Origin of the sequence: Aminobacter sp. Piv2-1, from assembly GCF_037625995.1 — a bacterium.
Lineage (GTDB): Bacteria > Pseudomonadota > Alphaproteobacteria > Rhizobiales > Rhizobiaceae > Aminobacter.
Window position 1 is genome coordinate 145780 of the sequence record NZ_JARKMU010000010.1, and the last position, 17911, is coordinate 163690.

Genomic DNA, 17911 nt, shown 5'->3' on the forward strand with positions numbered 1-17911 from the left:
GAAGCAAGGAGGCATCATGAAGCTGTTCGACGGAGGCAAGGCGCCCAATCCGCGGCGCGTGCGGGTGTTCCTCGCAGAAAAGGGCCTCGAAGTGCCGATGGTGCGCGTCGACATGGCGGCGTTCGAACACAAGCAGGCGGATGTGTCCACGCGCAACCCGCTGCAGCGGTTGCCGGTGCTGGAACTTGACGATGGAACGATCCTCACCGAGTCGGTCGCTATCTGTCGCTACTTCGAGGAGCTTCATCCCGAGCCGGCGCTGTTCGGCCGCGGCGCGCTCGGCAAGGCGCTGGTCGAGATGTGGCAGCGGCGGATCGAACTCAACCTGTTCCTGCCCGTAGGCTTTGCCTTCCGCCACATCCATCCGGCGATGAAGGAATGGGAAGTGCCGCAGGTGCCCGAATGGGGCGAGGTCAACAAGCCGAAGGTCATCGACTTCCTGGCGCTGCTCGACAGGGAACTCGCTGCACGCGAATTCGCCGCCGGCGACCAGTTCTCCGTCGCCGACATCACCGGCCTGATCGCCATCGACTTCATGAAGCCGGCGCGCATATCGGTGCCGGAGGAATTCTCCAACGTCCGCCGCTGGCATGCTGCGCTTGCCGCTCGGCCGAGTGCTGCCACGTGACGAATGCTGCGGACCTCGGCAGGCTGGTTGCCGAAATCAAGGCCTGCCGCACCTGCGTGGAACGTCCGTCCGGCAAGGCGTTGCCGCACGAGCCGCGACCGGTGGTCGTGCCCTCGGCCACGGCGCGCATCCTGATCGCCGGGCAGGCGCCCGGCACCAAGGTGCATCTCAGTGGCGCGCCATTCACCGATGCCTCGGGCGACAGGCTGCGCAACTGGCTGGGCGTCACCCCGGAGGAGTTCTACGACCCTTCGAGATTCGCCATCGTGCCGATGGGCTTCTGTTTCCCGGGACAGGACGCCAAGGGCGGCGACCTGCCGCCTCGACGCGAATGCGCCCCGGCGTGGCGCGGCAGGCTGATGGCCGGCATGCCGCAGGTCGAGCTGGTGTTGGCGATCGGCCAGTATGCGCAGCGCTGGCACATGGGGACGGCGCGGGCCCATCCGCTCACCGAGACGGTGGCCGACTGGCGCTCGGTCTGGGCGCAATCATCCGCGCCGCATGTCTTGCCGCTGCCCCATCCATCGTGGCGCAACACCGGCTGGATTAAGCGGAATCCGTGGTTCGAAATGGAATTGCTGCCTTTCCTCAGGGCGGAAATCCGGCATCGCCTCGGCCAGATCGAGCGCAAATAATTACCGCACTCTCGGGGTGCGTGGAGAATTCCTTTCTTGTATGATCGCCTGAATATCAGGATTATGGCGAACCTTTTCTAACGGAGCCACAAATGGACCGCCTCGACAGGAAAATTCTTCGCCTCCTCCAGGAGGACGCAACGCTGGCCGTTGCCGACGTCGCCAAGAAAGTCGGACTGTCCACCACGCCCTGCTGGCGCCGCATCCAGAAACTCGAGGAGGAGGGCGTCATCAAGCGGCGCGTGGCGCTGCTCGAGCCCGAGAAGATCAATGCGCGCGTCACCGTCTTCGTGGCGATCCGCACCAATTCGCACAGCCACGAATGGCTGCGCCGCTTCTCCGAGGTGATACAGGATTTCCCCGAGGTCATCGAGTTCTACCGCATGAGCGGCGACGTCGATTACCTGCTGCGCGTGGTCGTGCCGGATATCGCCGCCTATGACGCCTTCTACAAGCGGCTGATCGCCAAGATCGAGATTCGCGACGTCTCGTCGTCGTTTGCCATGGAGCAGATCAAGTACACGACCGAGCTGCCGCTCGACTACATGATCCTCGACAAGGAAAGCGGCGCGTCGGCCGCCTGATCAGGCGTTCCTGGCCTTAAGCCGTTCGACCTGCTTCGGATCGGTGAGTTCGCGCACGGCGTCCTTGCCGATCCATCTGGCCGTCCTGTCGGGCGAGGCGGCGAGTGTCTCCGCCATATGCAGAGCCGGGGCGTGCAGCGCAAGCGACCGCTTGCCCACCTGCCGGAGCGCCCAGTTCACCGCCTTCTTGACGAAATTCCTGCTGTCCCCGGCATGTGCCTCGACCAGACCGAGCCAAGCCACGAAGGTTTCGTCCGGCTCCTTCTTGAGATGCACGGCTGCGGTGGCAATGGTCGAGAAGGCGGCGCGGCGGACGAACTCGCGCTCGTCGGCGGCATAGTCAGGAATGATCTCGGGGGCGAGCTTCGCCTCGCAGAACAGGTGGGCTGCGTGGTCGACGATCTCCCAGCTGTCGAAGTCGGCGGCCAGCGCATCGGCCCCGGCGCGCGTCAGCCTCGCCGGCTCGTCGGTCGAGATCGCGAGGATGCGCGCCTCGCGGATGCCGGTGGCCCACAGCGCCCGCGCACGCATGTGATCCTGCTCGAGCAGCTTGGCGATCGGCCTGAGCACGGCATTGGAAATGCCGAGTGCCCGGTCGTTGGCGATCCCGAAGCGGGCGATACCGGCGCGATCCTCTTCGGAGCCGAGCGTGCGCAGATGCGCGACGATCTCGTCCGTGGTCGATGCGGGCGAAAGCGACATAGGGGCTCGCGCTATTTCTCGAGCCGGGCGAGAAGCGAGGACGTGTCCCAGCGGCCGCCGCCCATCGCCTGCACGTCCTTGTAGAACTGGTCGACAAGCGCGGTCACGGGCAGTCTTGCGCCGTTGCGGTCCGCCTCGGCGAGGCAGATGCCGAGGTCCTTGCGCATCCAGTCGATGGCGAAGCCGAAATCGTACTTTCCCGCATTCATCGTCTTGTGGCGGTTCTCCATCTGCCAGGAGCCTGCGGCCCCCTTGGAGATGACATCGATCACCTTCTCGATGTCGAGCCCGGCCTTCTTGCCGAAGTGGATGCCTTCGGCGAGGCCCTGCACGAGGCCGGCAATGCAGATCTGGTTGATCATCTTGGTGAGCTGGCCGGCGCCCGCCGGTCCCATCAGGCCGACCATTCGGGCAAAGGCCTCGATCACCGGCTTGGCCCGGTCGAAGGCGGCCTGTTCGCCGCCGACCATGACGGTCAGAACGCCGTTTTCGGCGCCGGCCTGGCCGCCGGAAACAGGGGCGTCGAGGAAATGGAAGCCGCGCGCCTCGGCTTCGGCGGCGAGCTCGCGGGCGACCTCGGCGGAGGCCGTGGTGTTGTCGATGAAGACGGAGCCCTTCTTCATCGCATGGAAGGCGCCGTTTTCGCCGATGGTGACGGCGCGCAGGTCGTCGTCATTGCCGACACAGGCGAAGACGAAGTCCTTGCCTCCGGCGGCTTCCGCCGGCGTCGGCGCGTGGCTACCGCCATGCTGGGCTGCCCACTGCTCGGCCTTTGCGGTCGTGCGGTTGTAGACGGTCACGTCGTGCCCGCCCTTGTTCTTGAGATGGCCGGCCATGGGATAGCCCATGACCCCGAGACCCAGGAACGCGACCGATGCCATGCGAGACCCTTTCCAAGCGTGTTCGTTCACCCGGTGGTCTATGCCATGAGGTGGATTCGTCAAGATGACGGAGCTTGGGCCAGGCCTATCGATGCAGGTGGCGCGTGATGCGTCTTTCGATCCAGTCGACTGCGTGGCGCAGGGTTTCGACCAGGGACAGGTACAATAATGCCGCCCACAGGTAGGTCTGGAAGTCGAAGCTGCGCGAGTACGCACGGCGCGTTTCGCCCATCAGGTCATACACAGTGATGATGGCGACGATGGCCGAGCCCTTGACCATCAGGATGATCTCGTTGCCGTAGGGGCGCAGCCCGACGATCAGCGCCTGGGGCAAGATCACCTTGTAGAGCGTCTGCAGTTTCGACAATCCCAGCGCGGAGGCTGCCTCCCACTGTCCCTTGCCGACACTTTCGATGGCGCCGCGCAGGATTTCTGCCTGATAGGCGGCCGTGTTCAGCGAAAACGCGAGGATCGCGCAATACCAGGCCTCGCGGAAGAACCCCCAGAGGCCGATGGCCTCCAGTTGCGGGCGGAACGAGCCGATGCCGTAGTAGATCAGGAAGGTCTGGGCCAAAAGCGGCGTGCCGCGGAAGAAATAGACATAGCCGTAGGAGATAGCGTTCAGCACGCGGTTGCTGGACATGCGGGCATAGCAGATCGGCAGCGACAGCAGCGCGCCGAGTATGATGGAGATCGCGACGAGCTTCAGTGTCACGCCAACGCCGGACAGATAGCTCGGCGCGTACTTGTTGAAGAGTTCTGGATTCCAGGCGCTGATCAGATAGGCGACCAGGCCAAGTCCAAGGGCGATCCACAGGCCGACGAAGATCCAGCCAAGGATGCGCACTGTCGGCCAGCCGCGCGGCGGGGCTGGCGGGCGCTGGACATTGCCGAGCGCTTCCTTTGTCGCGTTCACCGTGCGGCCTCCCGCTTGCCGACCCGGCGCTCGATGGCGCGGATACCAAATGACGAGATGATGGCGAGGACCAGGTAGATGAGACAGGCGACGCTGTAGAACAGGAAGGCCTGCTTGGTGACGCGCGAGGCGATGCTCGCCTGGCGCAGGATGTCGGTCAGGCCGATCGCTGAGACCAGCGCGGTATCCTTGAGCAGGATCAGCCACAGGTTCGACAGGCCGGGCAGGGCGATGCGCACGAGTTGCGGCAGGATCACCAGCCGCATCGTCTGGCGCGGCGACAGGCCCACGGAATAACCGCCCTCATACTGTCCGCGCGGGATGGCCCGAAAGGCGGACAGGAACACCTCGCTGGCGTAGGAGGAAAAGACGACGCCGAGCGCCACCATGCCGGCGATGAAGCTGTTGATGTCGACGGTCGTGTCCGGGCTGACGAGGCGGACGACCTGCTGGATGCCGATCTGCGCGCCGTAGAACACCAGAAACAGCGTCAGCAGTTCTGGCAGACCGCGGAAGATGGTTGTGTAAATGTTGCCGGCGAGCCGCATCGACGGTTCGCTCGATTGCTTGGCGAGTGCCACCAGGAAGCCGATCAGGAGTCCCAGCGGCAACGTCACCAAGGCGAGGGAAACGGTGATGAAAACACCATAGGCGAGATCGTCACCCCAGCCTTCCGGCCCGAAACTTAGAAGCGCCCAGATGCTCTGCATCGGCCGGCTGTCCCCTTTTGCCTCTGCTTGCCAGAGGCGGCCCGCCTTTCATGGCGGCTTGTTGTTATCGATTCTAGCCGGATGGCGGGGGTTTGTCCCGCCATCCGGTATTCTTCAGAACGGTCGCGGCTCAGTCGCCGTAGACGTCGAACTTAAAGTACTTGTCGTTGATTTCCTTGTACTTGCCGTTGGCGCGGATCGCGGCGATGGCTGCCGTGAACTCGCCGGCCAGCGGATCGCCCTTGCGGACGCCGACGCCGGCGCCGTCACCGTGGATTTCGGGCATGTTCGGAATTGTGCCGACGATCTTGCAACATGCGCCGTCAGCCGTTTCCAACCAGGCGCCCAGCGTCACAGCGTCGTCGCTGACGGCGTCGAGGCGGCCGTTGGCCATGTCGAGCTTGTATTCGTCAGCGGTGGGGTACGACTTGATCTCACTGTCGGTGTAGACCTTCTCGGCGTAGTTGAAGTGAATGGTCGACCCCTGCACGCCGATCTTCTTACCTGCCAGGTCTTCCTTGGTCACGCCCTTGATGTCGCTGTCCTTGGCGGCGGCGATCACGGCCGGAGTGTTGATGTACTTCTTCGAGAAGTCGATCTTCTCCTTGCGCTCGGGCGTGATCGACATCTGGGCGATGATGGCGTCGAACTTGCCGGCCTGGAGGGCGGGAATCATGCCGTCCCATTCCTGGGCGACGATCTCGCACTTGACCTTCATCTCGTCGCAGAGGGCGTTGGCGATGTCGACGTCGAAGCCGACCAGCTTACCGTCGGAGGTCAGGCTGTTGTAGGGAGGGTATGCGCCCTCGGTGGCGATCTTGATCGTCTTCTCCTGCGCCTGCGCAGCTCCGGCCAGGAGCGCGATTGCCGCCGTGGCGGCCAAGGCGATACGCATCGAAGTTCCCATTTGTTCCTCTCCCATTTCTTTCGGCCGATCCGTGTTCATCCGGTCGGCCCAACGGAGGTTTCCCTCCGCATTGGCGGCGATACTCCCACTGTTTTCAGTTAAAAATCAATCGTGAATCGGGTGTTTCTCGTGAACTGCGCCGGCCTGGAGATTACGCTGCGTCACGCCTTTTTCAGGCCGGATCGAGCCTCGATGAAGTCGCCGATGGCGCTGATGTCGTCGATGCGGAAGGCCGGGACCTGCTCGCCGTCGACGGGATGATCGGCGGCGATGGCCACGATCGCCGGATCGCTCACCGACAGCGGCGACCGGTCCTTGGCCTCGAGGCGGCGCGCCTCGATCTTCATGTGGCCCTCCCGCTTGTAGCCCTCGACGAGGACCAGGTCGCAGGGCGCCAGGCGGGCAAGAACATCATCCAGCGTCGGTTCGTCCTCGCCGCGCAGTTCGTGCATCAGCGCCCAGCGGCGGCCCGAGACGATGGCGACTTCGCTGGCGCCCGCTTGGCGGTGACGGAAGCTGTCGGTGCCCGCCTTGTCGATGTCGAAGTCGTGGTGCGCATGCTTGACGGTGGAGACCTTCCAGCCGCGGCTAGTCAGTTCCGTGACGAGCCGCTCGGTCAGCGTGGTCTTGCCGGAATTCTTCCAGCCGGTGATCCCGAAAACGCGGTGCGCCATCACCTGGCTCCTGCCAGCAGGCGATCGGCTTCCGCGAGGTCTTCGGGCGTGTTGATGTTGAAGAACGGGTCGAGAGGCGCGATCCCGGGCTCTTCCGATTGAAACTCCACCACGTCCATCCCGGCCTGTTCCATGAAGGTCATCACCCTGCGCGTATTGCCGCTTTCCAGGAAGTCCGCAAGCGGACGTCGCAATGAAACGGGCCAGAGCGCGAAGGTCGGATGCACGCGTCCATTCGAGGCCGCGGCGGCGATGCGGTCGGCCGATCCACGATGTGCAAGCCTTGCGGCGAGATCGCCAGGGAAGAAGGGCGTGTCGCCGGCGACGCTCAGCAGATGCGTGGACGTCGACCCGGCCGCAGCCCATTCCATGCCGGCCAGTATGCCGGCGAGCGGTCCCTGATGGCCGGCTATGGTGTCGGCGATGACGTCAACGCCGAACCCGGCGAAGGCGAACGGGTCGCCGTTGGTGTTGATGGCTATGGGCGACGCCTGCGGCTGCAGCCGGTCGAGCACGCGCGCGATCATCGGCCGCCCGCCGAGGCCAAGCAGCGTCTTGTCCGTGCCGCCCATGCGGGTCGATTGCCCGCCTGCGAGAATGAGCCCCGCGATCCGCATCGGCGTCACATCCCGTCCGGAGACATGGCCGGGCTGGTGCTTGAGGCAGCCGGCCGGCCTTTGCCGACGACGCGTTCGCGGTAGAGCGAATAGAGGCCCGAGGCGACGATGAGGCTGGCGCCGGCGATCATCGGCAGGTCCGGAATGTCCCCGAAAACCACGATGCTCAGCGAGATTGCCCAGATGAGCGCCGTGTAGCGGAACGGCGCGATGAAGGACACTTCGCCTTCTCGCATCGCCATGATGACGAACTGATAGCCGAACAGCAGCAGCACGGCAGCGCCGGCAACGTAGCCAACGACGTCGCCCGACATCGGTGCCCAGCCGCCGAACGGGACGAGCGTCGCAGCACCGGTGAGCGTGACGGCGATCGAGGTCGCGGTCGAGACGAAGAGCGACGGCACATGGCTCGGTATTTGTCGGGTGGCAAGGTCGCGCAGGGCGCAGAAGCCGACCGAAACCAGCGCCAGCAGCGAAAAGACATTGAAGCCCTCGAAGCCCGGCCTGACGATGATCAGCACACCACTGAAACCGACGGCGATCGCCAGCCAACGGCGCCAGCCGACGCCTTCGCCGAGGAACAGTGCGGCGCCCATGGTCACCGCCAGGGGCAGCGCCTGCAGGACGGCCGAGATGTTGGCCAGCGGCAAATGCGGCAGGGCACTCAGGAAGCTGAGCGTCGCGAAGATCTCGGCGAAGAGGCGGAGCAACACCATGGGGTGCAGATAGTCGCGCACGCCCTTCAGGGCACCCTGGTGCCAGGCGAGGACCGCGATCAGGGCGGAGGCGAACAGGCCCCGAACCAGCAGGATCTGGCCGATGTTGGCCGACTGCGCCGCGAGCTTGGTCAGCGTGTCGTTGAAGGTGAAGGCGGCCATCGCGATCACCATGAACAGGGCGCCGCGTAAATTGGATGAAAGAGGCAATTCGGCCTTCCATTACTGCTTGCTGATCAAGGCTTACGCACCGGCACGCAAAACAGCAACGGCAAACGCATGGACCAACGAGCTCTCAGGGCCCTTCGAGGCTGGATGCGAGGGGCGATACCAGGGCGTCGTACTTCCTCTTGGCGGAGGCCGGGTATTTGAGCAGAAACGCGTGGATCACCCCGCCGCGCCCGAGTTCGAGGCGATGGTAGAAAATCTCGTCGCCATCGCGGCCCGAGAGCACAACCCAATTGCTGCCGACCTTGCGATAGGTGACGTCGTGCCCCTCCGCGACGAAGTCTGCGAGTTGCTTGGGCGACTGCTCGAGGGCGTTGTTCGAGCCATAGACCGCGAGGCTGGCGCCGTCCTGTGCCAGGAAGGTCATGCCATCGCCATTTTCAGGCGGTTCGGCCTGGCCGGTGAAGACATCGTCCGGGAAGGTAACCGACGTGCCGAAACGCGCGTTGGTGTAGGTGAACGGTTTCGCGATGGCAGGTGAGGCGAGGGCGCAGGCAATAAGCGCTGCCGAAAGCGACGTTCCAAGACTGCGAACCATCCGTTCCTCTCCCGGGCAGCCTGGCCGTGTTCGTCGGTTGACCGCTCAGCCTCCGGTCACGCTCATGTGACGGGCCACGGCCGGCCGCTTTGTACGACGGTCGATGACGAAGTCATGGCCCTTGGGCTTGCGGCCGATGGCCTCGTCGATCGCGTTCGACACCAGTTCGTTGCCTTCCGAAGCGCGCAGCGGCGACCGCAGGTCGGCGTCGTCGTCCTGTCCGAGGCACATGTACAGCGTCCCGGTGCAGGTCAGGCGCACGCGGTTGCAGCTTTCGCAGAAATTATGCGTCATCGGCGTGATGAAGCCGAGCCTGCCGCCAGTCTCCGCGACCTCGACATAGCGCGCAGGGCCGCCGGTCTTGAAGGGAATGTCGTTCAGCGTGAACTGGCGCTCGAGGCTTGCCCTCAAGAGCGAGAGGGGCAGGTACTGGTCGGTGCGGTCTCCGTCGATCTCGCCCATCGGCATCGTCTCGATGACGGTCAGGTCCATGCCGCGGCCGTGCGCCCAGCGCAGCATCTCGGGGATTTCCTGGTCGTTGAAGTCCTTGAGCGCCACCGCATTGAGCTTGACGTGCAGGCCGGCCTCCTGGGCCGCGTCGATGCCTTCCATCACCTTGGCGAGGTTGCCCCAGCGGGTCACTGCGTGAAACTTGTCCGGGTCGAGCGTGTCGAGCGAGACATTGATGCGGCGCACGCCGCATTCGGCGAGCTCGCGGGCGAAACGGGAGAGCTGGGAGCCGTTGGTGGTCAGCGTCAGCTCTTCCAGGGCACCGCTGTCGAGATGTCGCGACAGTTGCCGGATTAGGTGCATGATGTTCTTGCGCACCAGCGGCTCGCCGCCGGTCAGCCGCAGCTTCTTGACGCCCTTGTCGATGAAGACGGTGCAGAGGCGATCCAGTTCCTCGAGCGACAGGAGATCCTTCTTGGGCAGGAAGGTCATGTCTTCCGCCATGCAATAGGTGCAGCGGAAATCGCAGCGGTCGGTCACCGACACGCGCAGATAGGTAATCGAGCGACCGAAGGGATCGATCATGCCGGTGTCGTGTATTCCCATCTTGCCTCTGCTCACTCCCTCAGGCGGTTTCCCAGACCGCTGCCTTTCATGTCGTTCAAAAAACCTTACCATTCAAGTCCGAAGGACCCTTACAGATAACATTTGGCCGATTGGCGGGGCAATCGATGCCCCGCACCGACAACAATATTGCATTTCCAGCGGCGGAACGCCTATCAGTTTGCGGCCGGTACCGGGCAACGGGTGTCGCCTTCGTCGCATTTGAGATAGATCTGAAAGTCCTTGATACGTTGCTGGGTCATGCCATCACTGCATTGCAGCACGGTCATCGGGTAGATGGACCCCCGGGCGACACCCGAACTCGAAAATTCGCACTCGGCGTCGCGGAAGCCAACCCAGGCTCTTTGCGCGGCGACGAGCAGCTTGGCCGTGTCCGGATCGTCTTTAAGCCGGCCCTGGATCTGCTTGTAGAGCATGTTGAGTTCGGCATCCGACGCCCTGAAGGCCTTGTCGGTGCATTCGTTCATCGTCGCCTGATCGTTTGCATTGGCGCAATTGTCGGCCGCTTGGGCCGCGGTCGCCGCCAAGATCGCCAACCCGGCAATCGACCAAAGCGTTAAACCTGAATTCCGCATGTCCTGCTCCTTGTTGGTGGCCTCTCGCAAGGCTGTATCGAGGTTAGCAAGATGCAACCAGGATTCCAGCGCCGTGCCATTCTGTTTGCCGCTTCCTTCGCGGGCAGTTTCGGCGTAACCGGAGGTGACAAGCAGGGAGCAGATATGTCAGCGCCAAAGGAACTCAGGGTCTCCAAGGACCGCAAGCTGTTGACGGTCACCTTTCCCGATCATGCTCCATTCGAGCTTTCGGCCGAATTGCTGCGCGTGCTTTCGCCTTCCGCCGAGGTGCAGGGTCACTCGCCGGAGCAGCGCGTGACCGTGCCGGGCAAGAGGAACGTCGCGATCCTCAAGATCGAGCCGGTCGGCAACTACGCGGTCCGCATCACCTTCGACGATTTCCACGACACCGGCATCTTCACCTGGAACTATCTGCACACGCTCGGCCACGAGAAGGACGCACGCTGGCAGGCCTATGTCGACGAGTTGGCGCAGAAGGGGCTTTCGCGCGACAGATGACGTCGTCGTCGCGGCGTCATGTTGGTGAGGCAGGACGCGACGAAATGCAGATGCGAGGCGGGACGATGACGGTCATCACCACGATCGAGGCACTCGAGGCGCTCTACGGCCTTCCCGGCGAAGCCTCGCTGGTGAAGGAGCTTGACCACATCATCCCGGAATATGCCGCCTTCATCGGGGCATCGCCCTTCGTCGGGCTCGCAACCAGCGGACCGGAGGGGCTCGACTGCTCGCCGCGCGGCGACCTTGCCGGTTTCGTCCGCATCCACGATGCGAAGACGCTGATGATGCCCGACCGGCGCGGCAACAATCGCGCCGACTCGCTCAAGAACATCATTCGCGACCCGCGGGTCGGGTTGCTCTTCCTGGTGCCGGGTTCGGGCACGACCTTGCGCGTCAACGGCCGCGCCCAGCTCAGCGTCGACCCCGACCTCTGCACGTCCTTCGCCGTCGAGGGCAAACCGGCGCGGTCGGTGATCGTGATCGAGGTCGAGGCGGTCTATTTCCAGTGCGCACGGGCGATCGTCCGCTCCGACCTGTGGAACTCCGAGCGGCACGTGGATCCCAAGTCGCTGCCGACGCCGGGACAAATCCTTGCCGTCACCAGTGCAGAGAAGATCGACGGCGCGGCCTATGACCGCGACTGGCCGGCGCGAGCCAGCAAGACCATGTGGTAGGGAAGGGCTCGGCGCCTCGCTGCGCCAGGACTCAACATAAAGTGATTGCCCGCGCGTAACTTTGCCGGTTTTCTGTACGTATACCGGCAAGATAGCTGGGAATTCAGTTGATGATGCCTTGGACGGACCGCGCCGGAAACCTCTCGCTGCTCAAGACGGCGACCTTCGTCGTCACGCTCGTGCCGGCGCTGCTGCTCGCCTACTATGCAGTGGCCGGATTTCCGAAAGGGGCGGTGACCAGCAGCCTGCTCGGACCGCGACCGTTCAATGCCGCGATCCTGCACACCGGCGACTGGGCCATTCGCTTCCTCGTCCTGTCGCTGGCTGTTACCCCGCTGCGCCGCATCGGCCAGTGGCCGCGGCTCATCCTGGTTCGTCGGATGCTCGGCGTGGCGGCGCTCGGCTATGCGCTCGGCCACCTGACCCTGTATTTCTTCGACCAGAACTGGGACCTGTGGCGCGTCGCCAGCGAAGTCGCGCTGCGAATCTACCTGACCATCGGCTTCGTCGCCCTGCTTGGCCTGGTCGCGCTGGGGTCGACGTCGACGGACGCGGCGATCCGCAAGCTCGGCGCCAACTGGAACCGCCTTCACAGAATCGTCTACGGCATCGGCATATTGGCGGCACTGCACTTCTTCATGCAGTCCAAGGCCGACGTCTATCAGCCGACGCTGATCGCCGGGTTCTTCCTGCTGCTCATGGCCTACCGCCTGATGCACTGGCGCGGCTTCAGCCTCAATTCACCGTTCGTCCTTCTGGCGATCGCGATCGGCGCGGCACTTGCCACAGCCGCGGTCGAAGTCGCCTGGTACGGAACCGCGACCGGGGTGCCGCCTGAGCGCGTGCTCTCGGCCAACCTGCAGTTTTCCTATTCGGTCCGGCCTGCCTGGTGGATCCTCTGTGCCGGCGCGGCCGTCGCATTGCTCGGCTACGTGCGCGCTCCCGGCAAGGCCCAAGCTCAGCGAGGACGAAGGGCGCCGGCCAAGGCCGCGGCCTGACTAATCCCGCAGCGCTTCGGCTACCCGCTGCATGTGCATGCCGATCAGATCGCATTGCTCGGGGGTCGAGGCGCTCATCGCCTTCTCGATCAGCGCGCTATAGGACTTCAGCGCCCGCAACAGCAACGCCTCGCCATCAGTCGTCAAGGTCAGCCGCATGATGCGCCGATCCTTGCCGTCGGCCTCGCGGCGCACGAGTTCGCGCTTTTCGAGCTGCGGCAGGAGCATGGTGATGTTCGAGCGCCCGACCAGCAGCTTGCGGGCGAGGTCGTGCTGCGACATGCCGGGATGACGATAGAGATTCATCAGCACGTCGAGCTGGGCCGGCTTCAGGTCGTGCGGCTGCAGCGCCGCACCCAGCGCACGCTCCATCGAGTGGCATGCCTTTGCCACTGCGACCCAGTTTCGGAACCGTGGATTGTCCCAAGGTAAATCTTGCTTATTGTTCATGATTGAACTAATATGTTCATGATTGAACGGACGAATGGGCGCTCACTATGGCATCAATCGGGCTGAAGGTCATCCGCCGGATTCTTGCGGCTGCGGAACTGGTCTCGCCGCGACTCGCCGGCCGCGCGGCGTTCGAACTTTTCCGGCGCACGCCGAGCCCGAAGTCCATGACCGACGGGGAAAGGCGCGCCGTGGAACGAGCGGCCGACTTCATGACGGAAGCCCGCCATCATCACATCCGGGCCAGCTACGGTTGCCTGGCCCTGCACGAATTTCGCCCGCGGCAGGGACGCTCGGCGGGCACGGTGCTCGTCATCCATGGCTGGCGCTCGCGTACCGAATACATGCGGGCATTGATCGACGGCTACCGGGATGCCGGTTTCAAGGTGGTGTCGCTCGACCTGCCCGGGCATGGCGGTTCGCCTGGCCGTGCCCTCGACATGGCCAGGGCCGTGGAGGCGGCCCATCTGGCCGGCCAGTGGTTCGGGCCGTTCGCCGCGATTGTCGGCCATTCGTTCGGCGGCGCGGTTGCGGTCAATGCCACGGCCGGTTCGATCGCCCGCTTTGCGCCGCTCGAAACGAGCCGGCTCGTGCTCATCGCCGCACCGAACTCGATGCCGCGGCTGTTCCGCGAGTTCGGCCGCCATGTCAGCCTCGGGCCGGCAGGCTATCGTGCAATGGAAGCGCGGGTCGAACGGGTTACGGGAACGCCGCTGCGCGAGTTCGACAACGGAAGGATGCTGGCGCGGCTGCCCGTCCCGACGCTTGTCGTCCATGCCCGCGACGACCGCGAGGTGCCGGAGGCGGATGCGCGCGCCATGGCGGGCGCCGGCGACCACGTCAGGATGCTGTGGGCCAACGGGCTCGGGCACCGCCGGATCTTGTCCGACGCCTCGGTCGTTCGCGAGGCCGTCGAGTTTGCGGGTGCCGAGGCCGCCCCGGTCCTGGTGCACTGAGCCCAGTCAGCTCTTCCCGTCGCCCGTCTCGGTGGGCAGTCCGGCGTCGCGCCAGGCGGTGAAGCCGCCCAGAATGTGCCGCACCGGTTCCAGGCCCATGTCCTTCGCCGTCTTGGCGGCAAGTGCCGAGCGCCAGCCGCCGGCGCAGAAGAAGACGAAGTTCCTGCCGCTGGCGAAGAAAGGCTTGTGATACGGGCTTTCCGGGTCGATCCAGAATTCGAGCATGCCGCGCGGGCAGTGGCGCGCCCCGGGGATGCGCCCTTCGCGCTCGACCTCGCGCGGGTCCCGCAGGTCGACGAAGATCGTGTTGTCGTCGTCGAGCAGCGTGGCTGCCTCTCCCGGCGAGACGACCTCGACCACGGCATTGGCCTCGTCCAGCAGGTCCCTGTAGCCCTTGTTCATCTTTCCCTCGCGTCACCTCTGTGCCGTTCACCTTGGCACGCCAAGTAATGGCACCCGTGGGCCCTGTCTGTCATCGTGGCATCGGCGCGCGGCCACCGCAAACTCTGCCGGCAGTGTGAAACTGTTCGGCAACAGTGATGTGCAAATTTATGAAACATTAACGCTGCCGGTATGAGCTGTCTGCACGAAGCGATATTGTCGCGCCTTACATCGGCCATGCGGCAGCACGAATTCTTCGGGCGGAATTCGCTGATTCCGATACAGTCACGGGCGGGGACGGGTGACCAATGAAAAGTTCATTCCTCAAATTGCCGTTGCCGCTTGCCGCAGCGCTGGCGGCCAGCGTTGCGCTCGGCGTGCCGCATGCGTCCGCCCAAAATCTGTTCGACATCCTGTTCGGCAACGGCAGTCGTGTGCAGCGCCAGCCTCGCGGCGAGTATCCGCCGCCGCCCAACGCCGGGCCGAAGAAGGCGCCGGCCAAGATCGCCAAGATCAGCGCGCCGTCATACTACACCTACAAGACCGATCCGATGGTTCGGGTGGACTTCTCGAAGCTGGCGGCCGGCGGACAGTCGGTGTCGCTGGAGCCGTCGCTCGCGGGCACTTCCTTCCGTGAGGCCATCCCGAGCCTCGCCGATTCCGATCTCGTTGCCGAAAAGGACATCGCCAAGGCGCTGATCGACTACTATTCGGCCAATCCCGACTTCATCTGGGTCACTGGCTACACGGCCAACAGCCGTGCCGAGGACACCGTCCGCGTGCTGAGCGACGCGGCGAGCCACGGGCTCCTGCCGGCCGATTACGCGGTGTCGGTTCCGCCCGCGGCCTATGCGCTCGGCAATACCGCCGACCGGCTGAAGGAACTGATGCGCTTCGAGATGGCAACGTCGGCGCGCGTGCTGCGCTACGTGCACGACGCGCAGGGCGGGCGCATCGATCCCAACCGCATCTCCGGCTACCACGATTTCGCGCCCAAGCCGCTCGACATGGCCGGTGTCCTGAAGTCGCTGAGCCAATCCCAGGACGCGCGTGCCTTCCTCGAATCGAAGCATCCGCAGAACCCGGAGTATCAGGCGCTGCGCGTCGAGCTCGAGGCGCTGCGGGCAAGCGAGGAAAACGACATCGTCGTCGACCCCAAGCTGCTGCTGAAGCCGGGCGAAACCAGCCCGGAGCTGCCGAAGCTCCTGCAACTGATCGCGCGCGATCTCGATGACGAGATGGGCGGCGAGTTCGGCGAAACGCTGGCTCGTCTGGCGAGCAGCGAAGTCTACGTGCCCGAACTCGTGCCGGTGTTCGAGGCGGTGCAGAAGCGGGCAGGGCTCAAGGCCGATGGCGTCGTCGGCCCGCGCACGGTGGCCTCACTTGCCGGAACGTCGAAGGCCGACCGCCTCGACAAGGTGCTCGTGGCGCTGGAGCAATTGCGCTGGCTGCCCTCGGATCTCGGCAGCACGCGGGTGTTCATCAACCAGCCGGCCTTTACCGCGAGCTACTTCGAGGGCGGCGCCGAAAAGCTCAAGATGAAGACGGTGATCGGCAAGACCACCAACCAGACGAGCTTCTTCCAGGACGAGATCGAGCAGGTCGACTACAACCCCTATTGGGGCGTGCCGCAGTCGATCATCGTCAACGAGATGCTGCCGCGGCTGCGCAACGATCCCGGCTATCTGGACCGTGCCGGCTACGAGGTCACCGATTCGAGCGGCCAGCGCATTCCATCCTCGGCGATCAACTGGAGCCAATACGGGGGCAAGGTGCCCTACAGCGTCCGTCAGGCGCCAAGCGAAGCCAATGCGCTTGGCGAACTCAAGATCCTGTTCCCCAACAAGCACGCGATCTACATGCACGACACGCCGCAGAAGGCGTTGTTCGACCGCGACAGCCGCGCCTTCAGCCATGGTTGCATCCGCCTGTCAGACCCGCGCGGGATGGCGGCTGCCGTGCTGGGGACGACGGTCGACCATGTCGCGGCGAAGCTCAAGCAGGGGCACTCCTTCGAAAAGGTCACCCGCAAGATTCCGGTCTACGTGGCCTACTTCACCGCCTGGCCCGAAGCCGACGGCAGGATCGACTATTTCAGCGATGTCTACGACCGTGACGCGCGGGTGATGGAAGCGTTCGCCAAGACCGAGGCAGCGCGGGCGCCGAGCATCTGATCCGATACCCGAGCGCAGTACAGGCACTCGCGCCGATCCGGGTCATCCCATCCCGGGCACGTCGCCGTGACGATATAGGACGATTTCCGGGGAGCGATCGTCAGCGGGCGTGCCGGTCGAGCCCACCCAAACGACCACACCGGCGTGGTGGTCCTCGATCATCTTGGCAAACCGCACGGCGGCGTCCTGGTTCTGCATTTCCCGGGGCGGGAAGGCTGGCGTGAGGCCGCCTTGTTCGTCGCGATTGAAAGCCATGACGACGGCCGGCTTGGCTGGCTGGGCTGGATCCTGCATGCGCGGCCTCCGTCGGAATGCCTGCGGCCGGTCGGGTAGCTGTGGGTTCGACAATCGCGAATGCCGGCCGCCGTGGCATGATGCGCGCGGCGTCAGGTGTCTGCAAGGCCGCGCGCCGCCAGCACATGCCGATACGTCTCACCGCTTTGATCTGTCTGGCAAAATTTGCGCGAAGAGAATGGTGGGCGATGTAGGGATTGAACCTACGACCCCACCCGTGTGAAGGGTGTGCTCTCCCGCTGAGCTAATCGCCCGTCCTTGGCCCTGGGGCCGAACGTGACGGCGATATAGGGGAGCGGCAGGAGTCGTGTCAAGGCGGCTTTAGCGACTTCCCGCACTGATCAGCTTTTCGGCGAGACCAAGCGTCAGCTCGTCATAATGCGAGATGATCGCCGAAGGTTCGAATTCGCTGACATGGCGATCGGTGTAGCCGAAATCGACCGCGACGACCGGAATGCCGGCTGCCTTGGCGGTGTCGATGTCGGTGACCGAATCACCGACCATGACGGCCCGCGACGTGTCGCCGCCGGCCATGGCGATGGTTTCGGTCAGGTGCCTGGGGTCGGGTTTTCGGATGCCGAAGGTTTCGGGCCCGGTGATCGCGGCGAAGCTGTCGGCAAGGCCGAGACCGCTTATCAGGTTGCGTGCGAGGGTCTCGTACTTGTTGGTACAGACGGCCAGCAGGTAGCCGGCGTCGGCGAAGCGCTTCATGGCCGCCACCACGCCCGGATAGGGCTGCGAGCGGCCGGGAATGTTCAGCGTGTAGTGATCGAGGAAGATGTCGTGCATCCGCTCGTGCTCTTCGCCGGCCAGGGGCTTCTGCTGCGCGGCATAGGCCCGTTCGATCATGATCTTGCCGCCCATGCCGACGAAGCGGCGGAAAGCGCGGTCGTCGACCTGGCTGAGCCCGCCGGAAACCAGCGTGTGGTTCAGGCTGTCGAGCAGGTCGGGGGCCGTGTCGACCAGGGTTCCGTCGAGGTCGAAAACGATGATCGGTCTGGACATGGGCACGGCTTTCGTCGGTTGTCGTCGCGGCAGGCGATAGCCCCCAGGTGGGTTCCGTGCAAGCTGCGGGCTCCATAAAGCCTTTGACCCATC

General features: G+C 64.4%; 23 protein-coding genes and 1 tRNA gene. 8 read left to right on the top strand and 16 right to left on the bottom strand.

The window, feature by feature from the left end; genetic code table 11:
- Positions 1 to 16 precede the first annotated feature (16 nt).
- The 3 genes from AmiPiv_RS18715 (at position 17) to AmiPiv_RS18725 (ending at position 1847) form a co-directional block, all read left to right on the top strand.
- Entirely contained in the window at positions 17 to 628 is a 612-nt protein-coding gene (locus AmiPiv_RS18715) for a glutathione S-transferase (RefSeq protein ID WP_340039005.1), read from the top strand.
- Positions 625 to 1263 carry a uracil-DNA glycosylase family protein gene (locus AmiPiv_RS18720; RefSeq protein WP_340039006.1) on the top strand — a complete coding sequence of 213 codons (639 nt, stop codon included), beginning with the start codon at positions 625 to 627 and terminating at the stop codon, positions 1261 to 1263. The genes AmiPiv_RS18715 and AmiPiv_RS18720 overlap by 4 nt, the downstream gene beginning before the upstream one ends.
- Positions 1264 to 1355: 92 nt before the next feature.
- Positions 1356 to 1847 (top strand): Lrp/AsnC family transcriptional regulator, encoded by a 492-nt coding sequence (locus AmiPiv_RS18725; protein WP_340039007.1) that lies wholly within the window; start codon positions 1356 to 1358, stop codon positions 1845 to 1847.
- On the opposite strand, the gene AmiPiv_RS18730 is transcribed toward AmiPiv_RS18725, so the two are convergent.
- From AmiPiv_RS18730 to AmiPiv_RS18780, 11 genes are all read right to left on the bottom strand, one after another.
- On the bottom strand, positions 1848 to 2549 hold the full coding sequence (locus AmiPiv_RS18730) for a DNA alkylation repair protein (RefSeq protein ID WP_340039008.1): 702 nt from the start codon (positions 2547 to 2549) through the stop codon (positions 1848 to 1850).
- An 11-nt stretch (positions 2550 to 2560) separates the two neighbouring features.
- On the bottom strand, positions 2561 to 3430 hold the full coding sequence (locus AmiPiv_RS18735; protein ID WP_340039009.1) for an NAD(P)-dependent oxidoreductase: 870 nt from the start codon (positions 3428 to 3430) through the stop codon (positions 2561 to 2563).
- Between the two features lie 85 nt (positions 3431 to 3515).
- On the bottom strand, positions 3516 to 4346 hold the full coding sequence (locus AmiPiv_RS18740) for an ABC transporter permease (protein ID WP_340039010.1): 831 nt from the start codon (positions 4344 to 4346) through the stop codon (positions 3516 to 3518).
- Positions 4343 to 5056, bottom strand: a complete 714-nt coding sequence (locus AmiPiv_RS18745; protein ID WP_340039011.1) for an ABC transporter permease — start codon at positions 5054 to 5056, stop codon at positions 4343 to 4345. Before AmiPiv_RS18745 ends, AmiPiv_RS18740 begins: the two co-directional genes overlap by 4 nt.
- Before the next feature lie 130 nt (positions 5057 to 5186).
- Complete coding sequence (locus tag AmiPiv_RS18750; RefSeq protein ID WP_340039012.1) at positions 5187 to 5963, bottom strand: ABC transporter substrate-binding protein; 777 nt, start codon at positions 5961 to 5963, stop codon at positions 5187 to 5189.
- Between the two features lie 161 nt (positions 5964 to 6124).
- Positions 6125 to 6637 (bottom strand): molybdopterin-guanine dinucleotide biosynthesis protein B, encoded by a 513-nt coding sequence (gene mobB, locus AmiPiv_RS18755; RefSeq protein WP_340039013.1) that lies wholly within the window; start codon positions 6635 to 6637, stop codon positions 6125 to 6127.
- A complete protein-coding gene (gene mobA, locus AmiPiv_RS18760; protein WP_340039014.1) occupies positions 6637 to 7254 on the bottom strand; it encodes a molybdenum cofactor guanylyltransferase MobA in 618 nt (205 codons plus the stop codon). The genes mobB and mobA overlap by 1 nt, the downstream gene beginning before the upstream one ends.
- 5 nt (positions 7255 to 7259) lie before the next feature.
- Entirely contained in the window at positions 7260 to 8180 is a 921-nt protein-coding gene (locus AmiPiv_RS18765; RefSeq protein WP_340039015.1) for a DMT family transporter, read from the bottom strand.
- Positions 8181 to 8265: 85 nt separating this feature from the next.
- Positions 8266 to 8736, bottom strand: coding sequence for a hypothetical protein (locus tag AmiPiv_RS18770; RefSeq protein ID WP_340039016.1), 471 nt, complete (start codon positions 8734 to 8736; stop codon positions 8266 to 8268).
- Between the two features lie 45 nt (positions 8737 to 8781).
- Positions 8782 to 9792, bottom strand: a complete 1011-nt coding sequence (gene moaA / locus AmiPiv_RS18775; protein ID WP_340039017.1) for a GTP 3',8-cyclase MoaA — start codon at positions 9790 to 9792, stop codon at positions 8782 to 8784.
- A 173-nt stretch (positions 9793 to 9965) separates the two neighbouring features.
- Positions 9966 to 10442 (bottom strand): lysozyme inhibitor LprI family protein, encoded by a 477-nt coding sequence (locus AmiPiv_RS18780; RefSeq protein ID WP_445206977.1) that lies wholly within the window; start codon positions 10440 to 10442, stop codon positions 9966 to 9968.
- Between the two features lie 87 nt (positions 10443 to 10529).
- Between AmiPiv_RS18780 and AmiPiv_RS18785 the strand changes: the two genes are divergently transcribed.
- The 3 genes from AmiPiv_RS18785 to AmiPiv_RS18795 all read left to right on the top strand — a co-directional run bounded on the left by AmiPiv_RS18785 (position 10530) and on the right by AmiPiv_RS18795 (position 12558).
- Positions 10530 to 10883, top strand: a complete 354-nt coding sequence (locus AmiPiv_RS18785; protein WP_340039018.1) for a DUF971 domain-containing protein — start codon at positions 10530 to 10532, stop codon at positions 10881 to 10883.
- A gap of 65 nt (positions 10884 to 10948) precedes the next feature.
- On the top strand, positions 10949 to 11560 hold the full coding sequence (locus tag AmiPiv_RS18790) for a pyridoxamine 5'-phosphate oxidase family protein (protein WP_340039094.1): 612 nt from the start codon (positions 10949 to 10951) through the stop codon (positions 11558 to 11560).
- Between the two features lie 110 nt (positions 11561 to 11670).
- Complete coding sequence (locus AmiPiv_RS18795) at positions 11671 to 12558, top strand: sulfite oxidase heme-binding subunit YedZ (protein WP_340039019.1); 888 nt, start codon at positions 11671 to 11673, stop codon at positions 12556 to 12558.
- Here the strand turns inward: AmiPiv_RS18795 and AmiPiv_RS18800 are convergent, their stop codons facing one another.
- A complete protein-coding gene (locus tag AmiPiv_RS18800) occupies positions 12559 to 13008 on the bottom strand; it encodes a MarR family winged helix-turn-helix transcriptional regulator (protein WP_340039020.1) in 450 nt (149 codons plus the stop codon).
- Between the two features lie 47 nt (positions 13009 to 13055).
- On the opposite strand from AmiPiv_RS18800, the gene AmiPiv_RS18805 reads away from it, so the two are divergent.
- On the top strand, positions 13056 to 13964 hold the full coding sequence (locus AmiPiv_RS18805) for an alpha/beta fold hydrolase (protein WP_340039021.1): 909 nt from the start codon (positions 13056 to 13058) through the stop codon (positions 13962 to 13964).
- A gap of 6 nt (positions 13965 to 13970) precedes the next feature.
- Here AmiPiv_RS18805 and AmiPiv_RS18810 read toward each other — a convergent pair whose 3' ends face one another.
- Positions 13971 to 14366 carry a rhodanese-like domain-containing protein gene (locus tag AmiPiv_RS18810; protein WP_340039022.1) on the bottom strand — a complete coding sequence of 132 codons (396 nt, stop codon included), beginning with the start codon at positions 14364 to 14366 and terminating at the stop codon, positions 13971 to 13973.
- A 287-nt stretch (positions 14367 to 14653) separates the two neighbouring features.
- Here AmiPiv_RS18810 and AmiPiv_RS18815 point away from each other — a divergent pair, with 287 nt between their 5' ends.
- On the top strand, positions 14654 to 16519 hold the full coding sequence (locus AmiPiv_RS18815) for a L,D-transpeptidase family protein (protein ID WP_340039023.1): 1866 nt from the start codon (positions 14654 to 14656) through the stop codon (positions 16517 to 16519).
- Positions 16520 to 16561: 42 nt separating this feature from the next.
- On the opposite strand, the gene AmiPiv_RS18820 is transcribed toward AmiPiv_RS18815, so the two are convergent.
- The 3 genes from AmiPiv_RS18820 to AmiPiv_RS18830 all read right to left on the bottom strand — a co-directional run bounded on the left by AmiPiv_RS18820 (position 16562) and on the right by AmiPiv_RS18830 (position 17818).
- Positions 16562 to 16813, bottom strand: a complete 252-nt coding sequence (locus AmiPiv_RS18820) for a hypothetical protein (RefSeq protein ID WP_340039024.1) — start codon at positions 16811 to 16813, stop codon at positions 16562 to 16564.
- Positions 16814 to 16992: 179 nt separating this feature from the next.
- Positions 16993 to 17067 (bottom strand) — tRNA-Val (locus tag AmiPiv_RS18825).
- A 67-nt stretch (positions 17068 to 17134) separates the two neighbouring features.
- Positions 17135 to 17818 (bottom strand): phosphoglycolate phosphatase, encoded by a 684-nt coding sequence (locus AmiPiv_RS18830; protein ID WP_340039025.1) that lies wholly within the window; start codon positions 17816 to 17818, stop codon positions 17135 to 17137.
- Positions 17819 to 17911 lie beyond the last annotated feature (93 nt).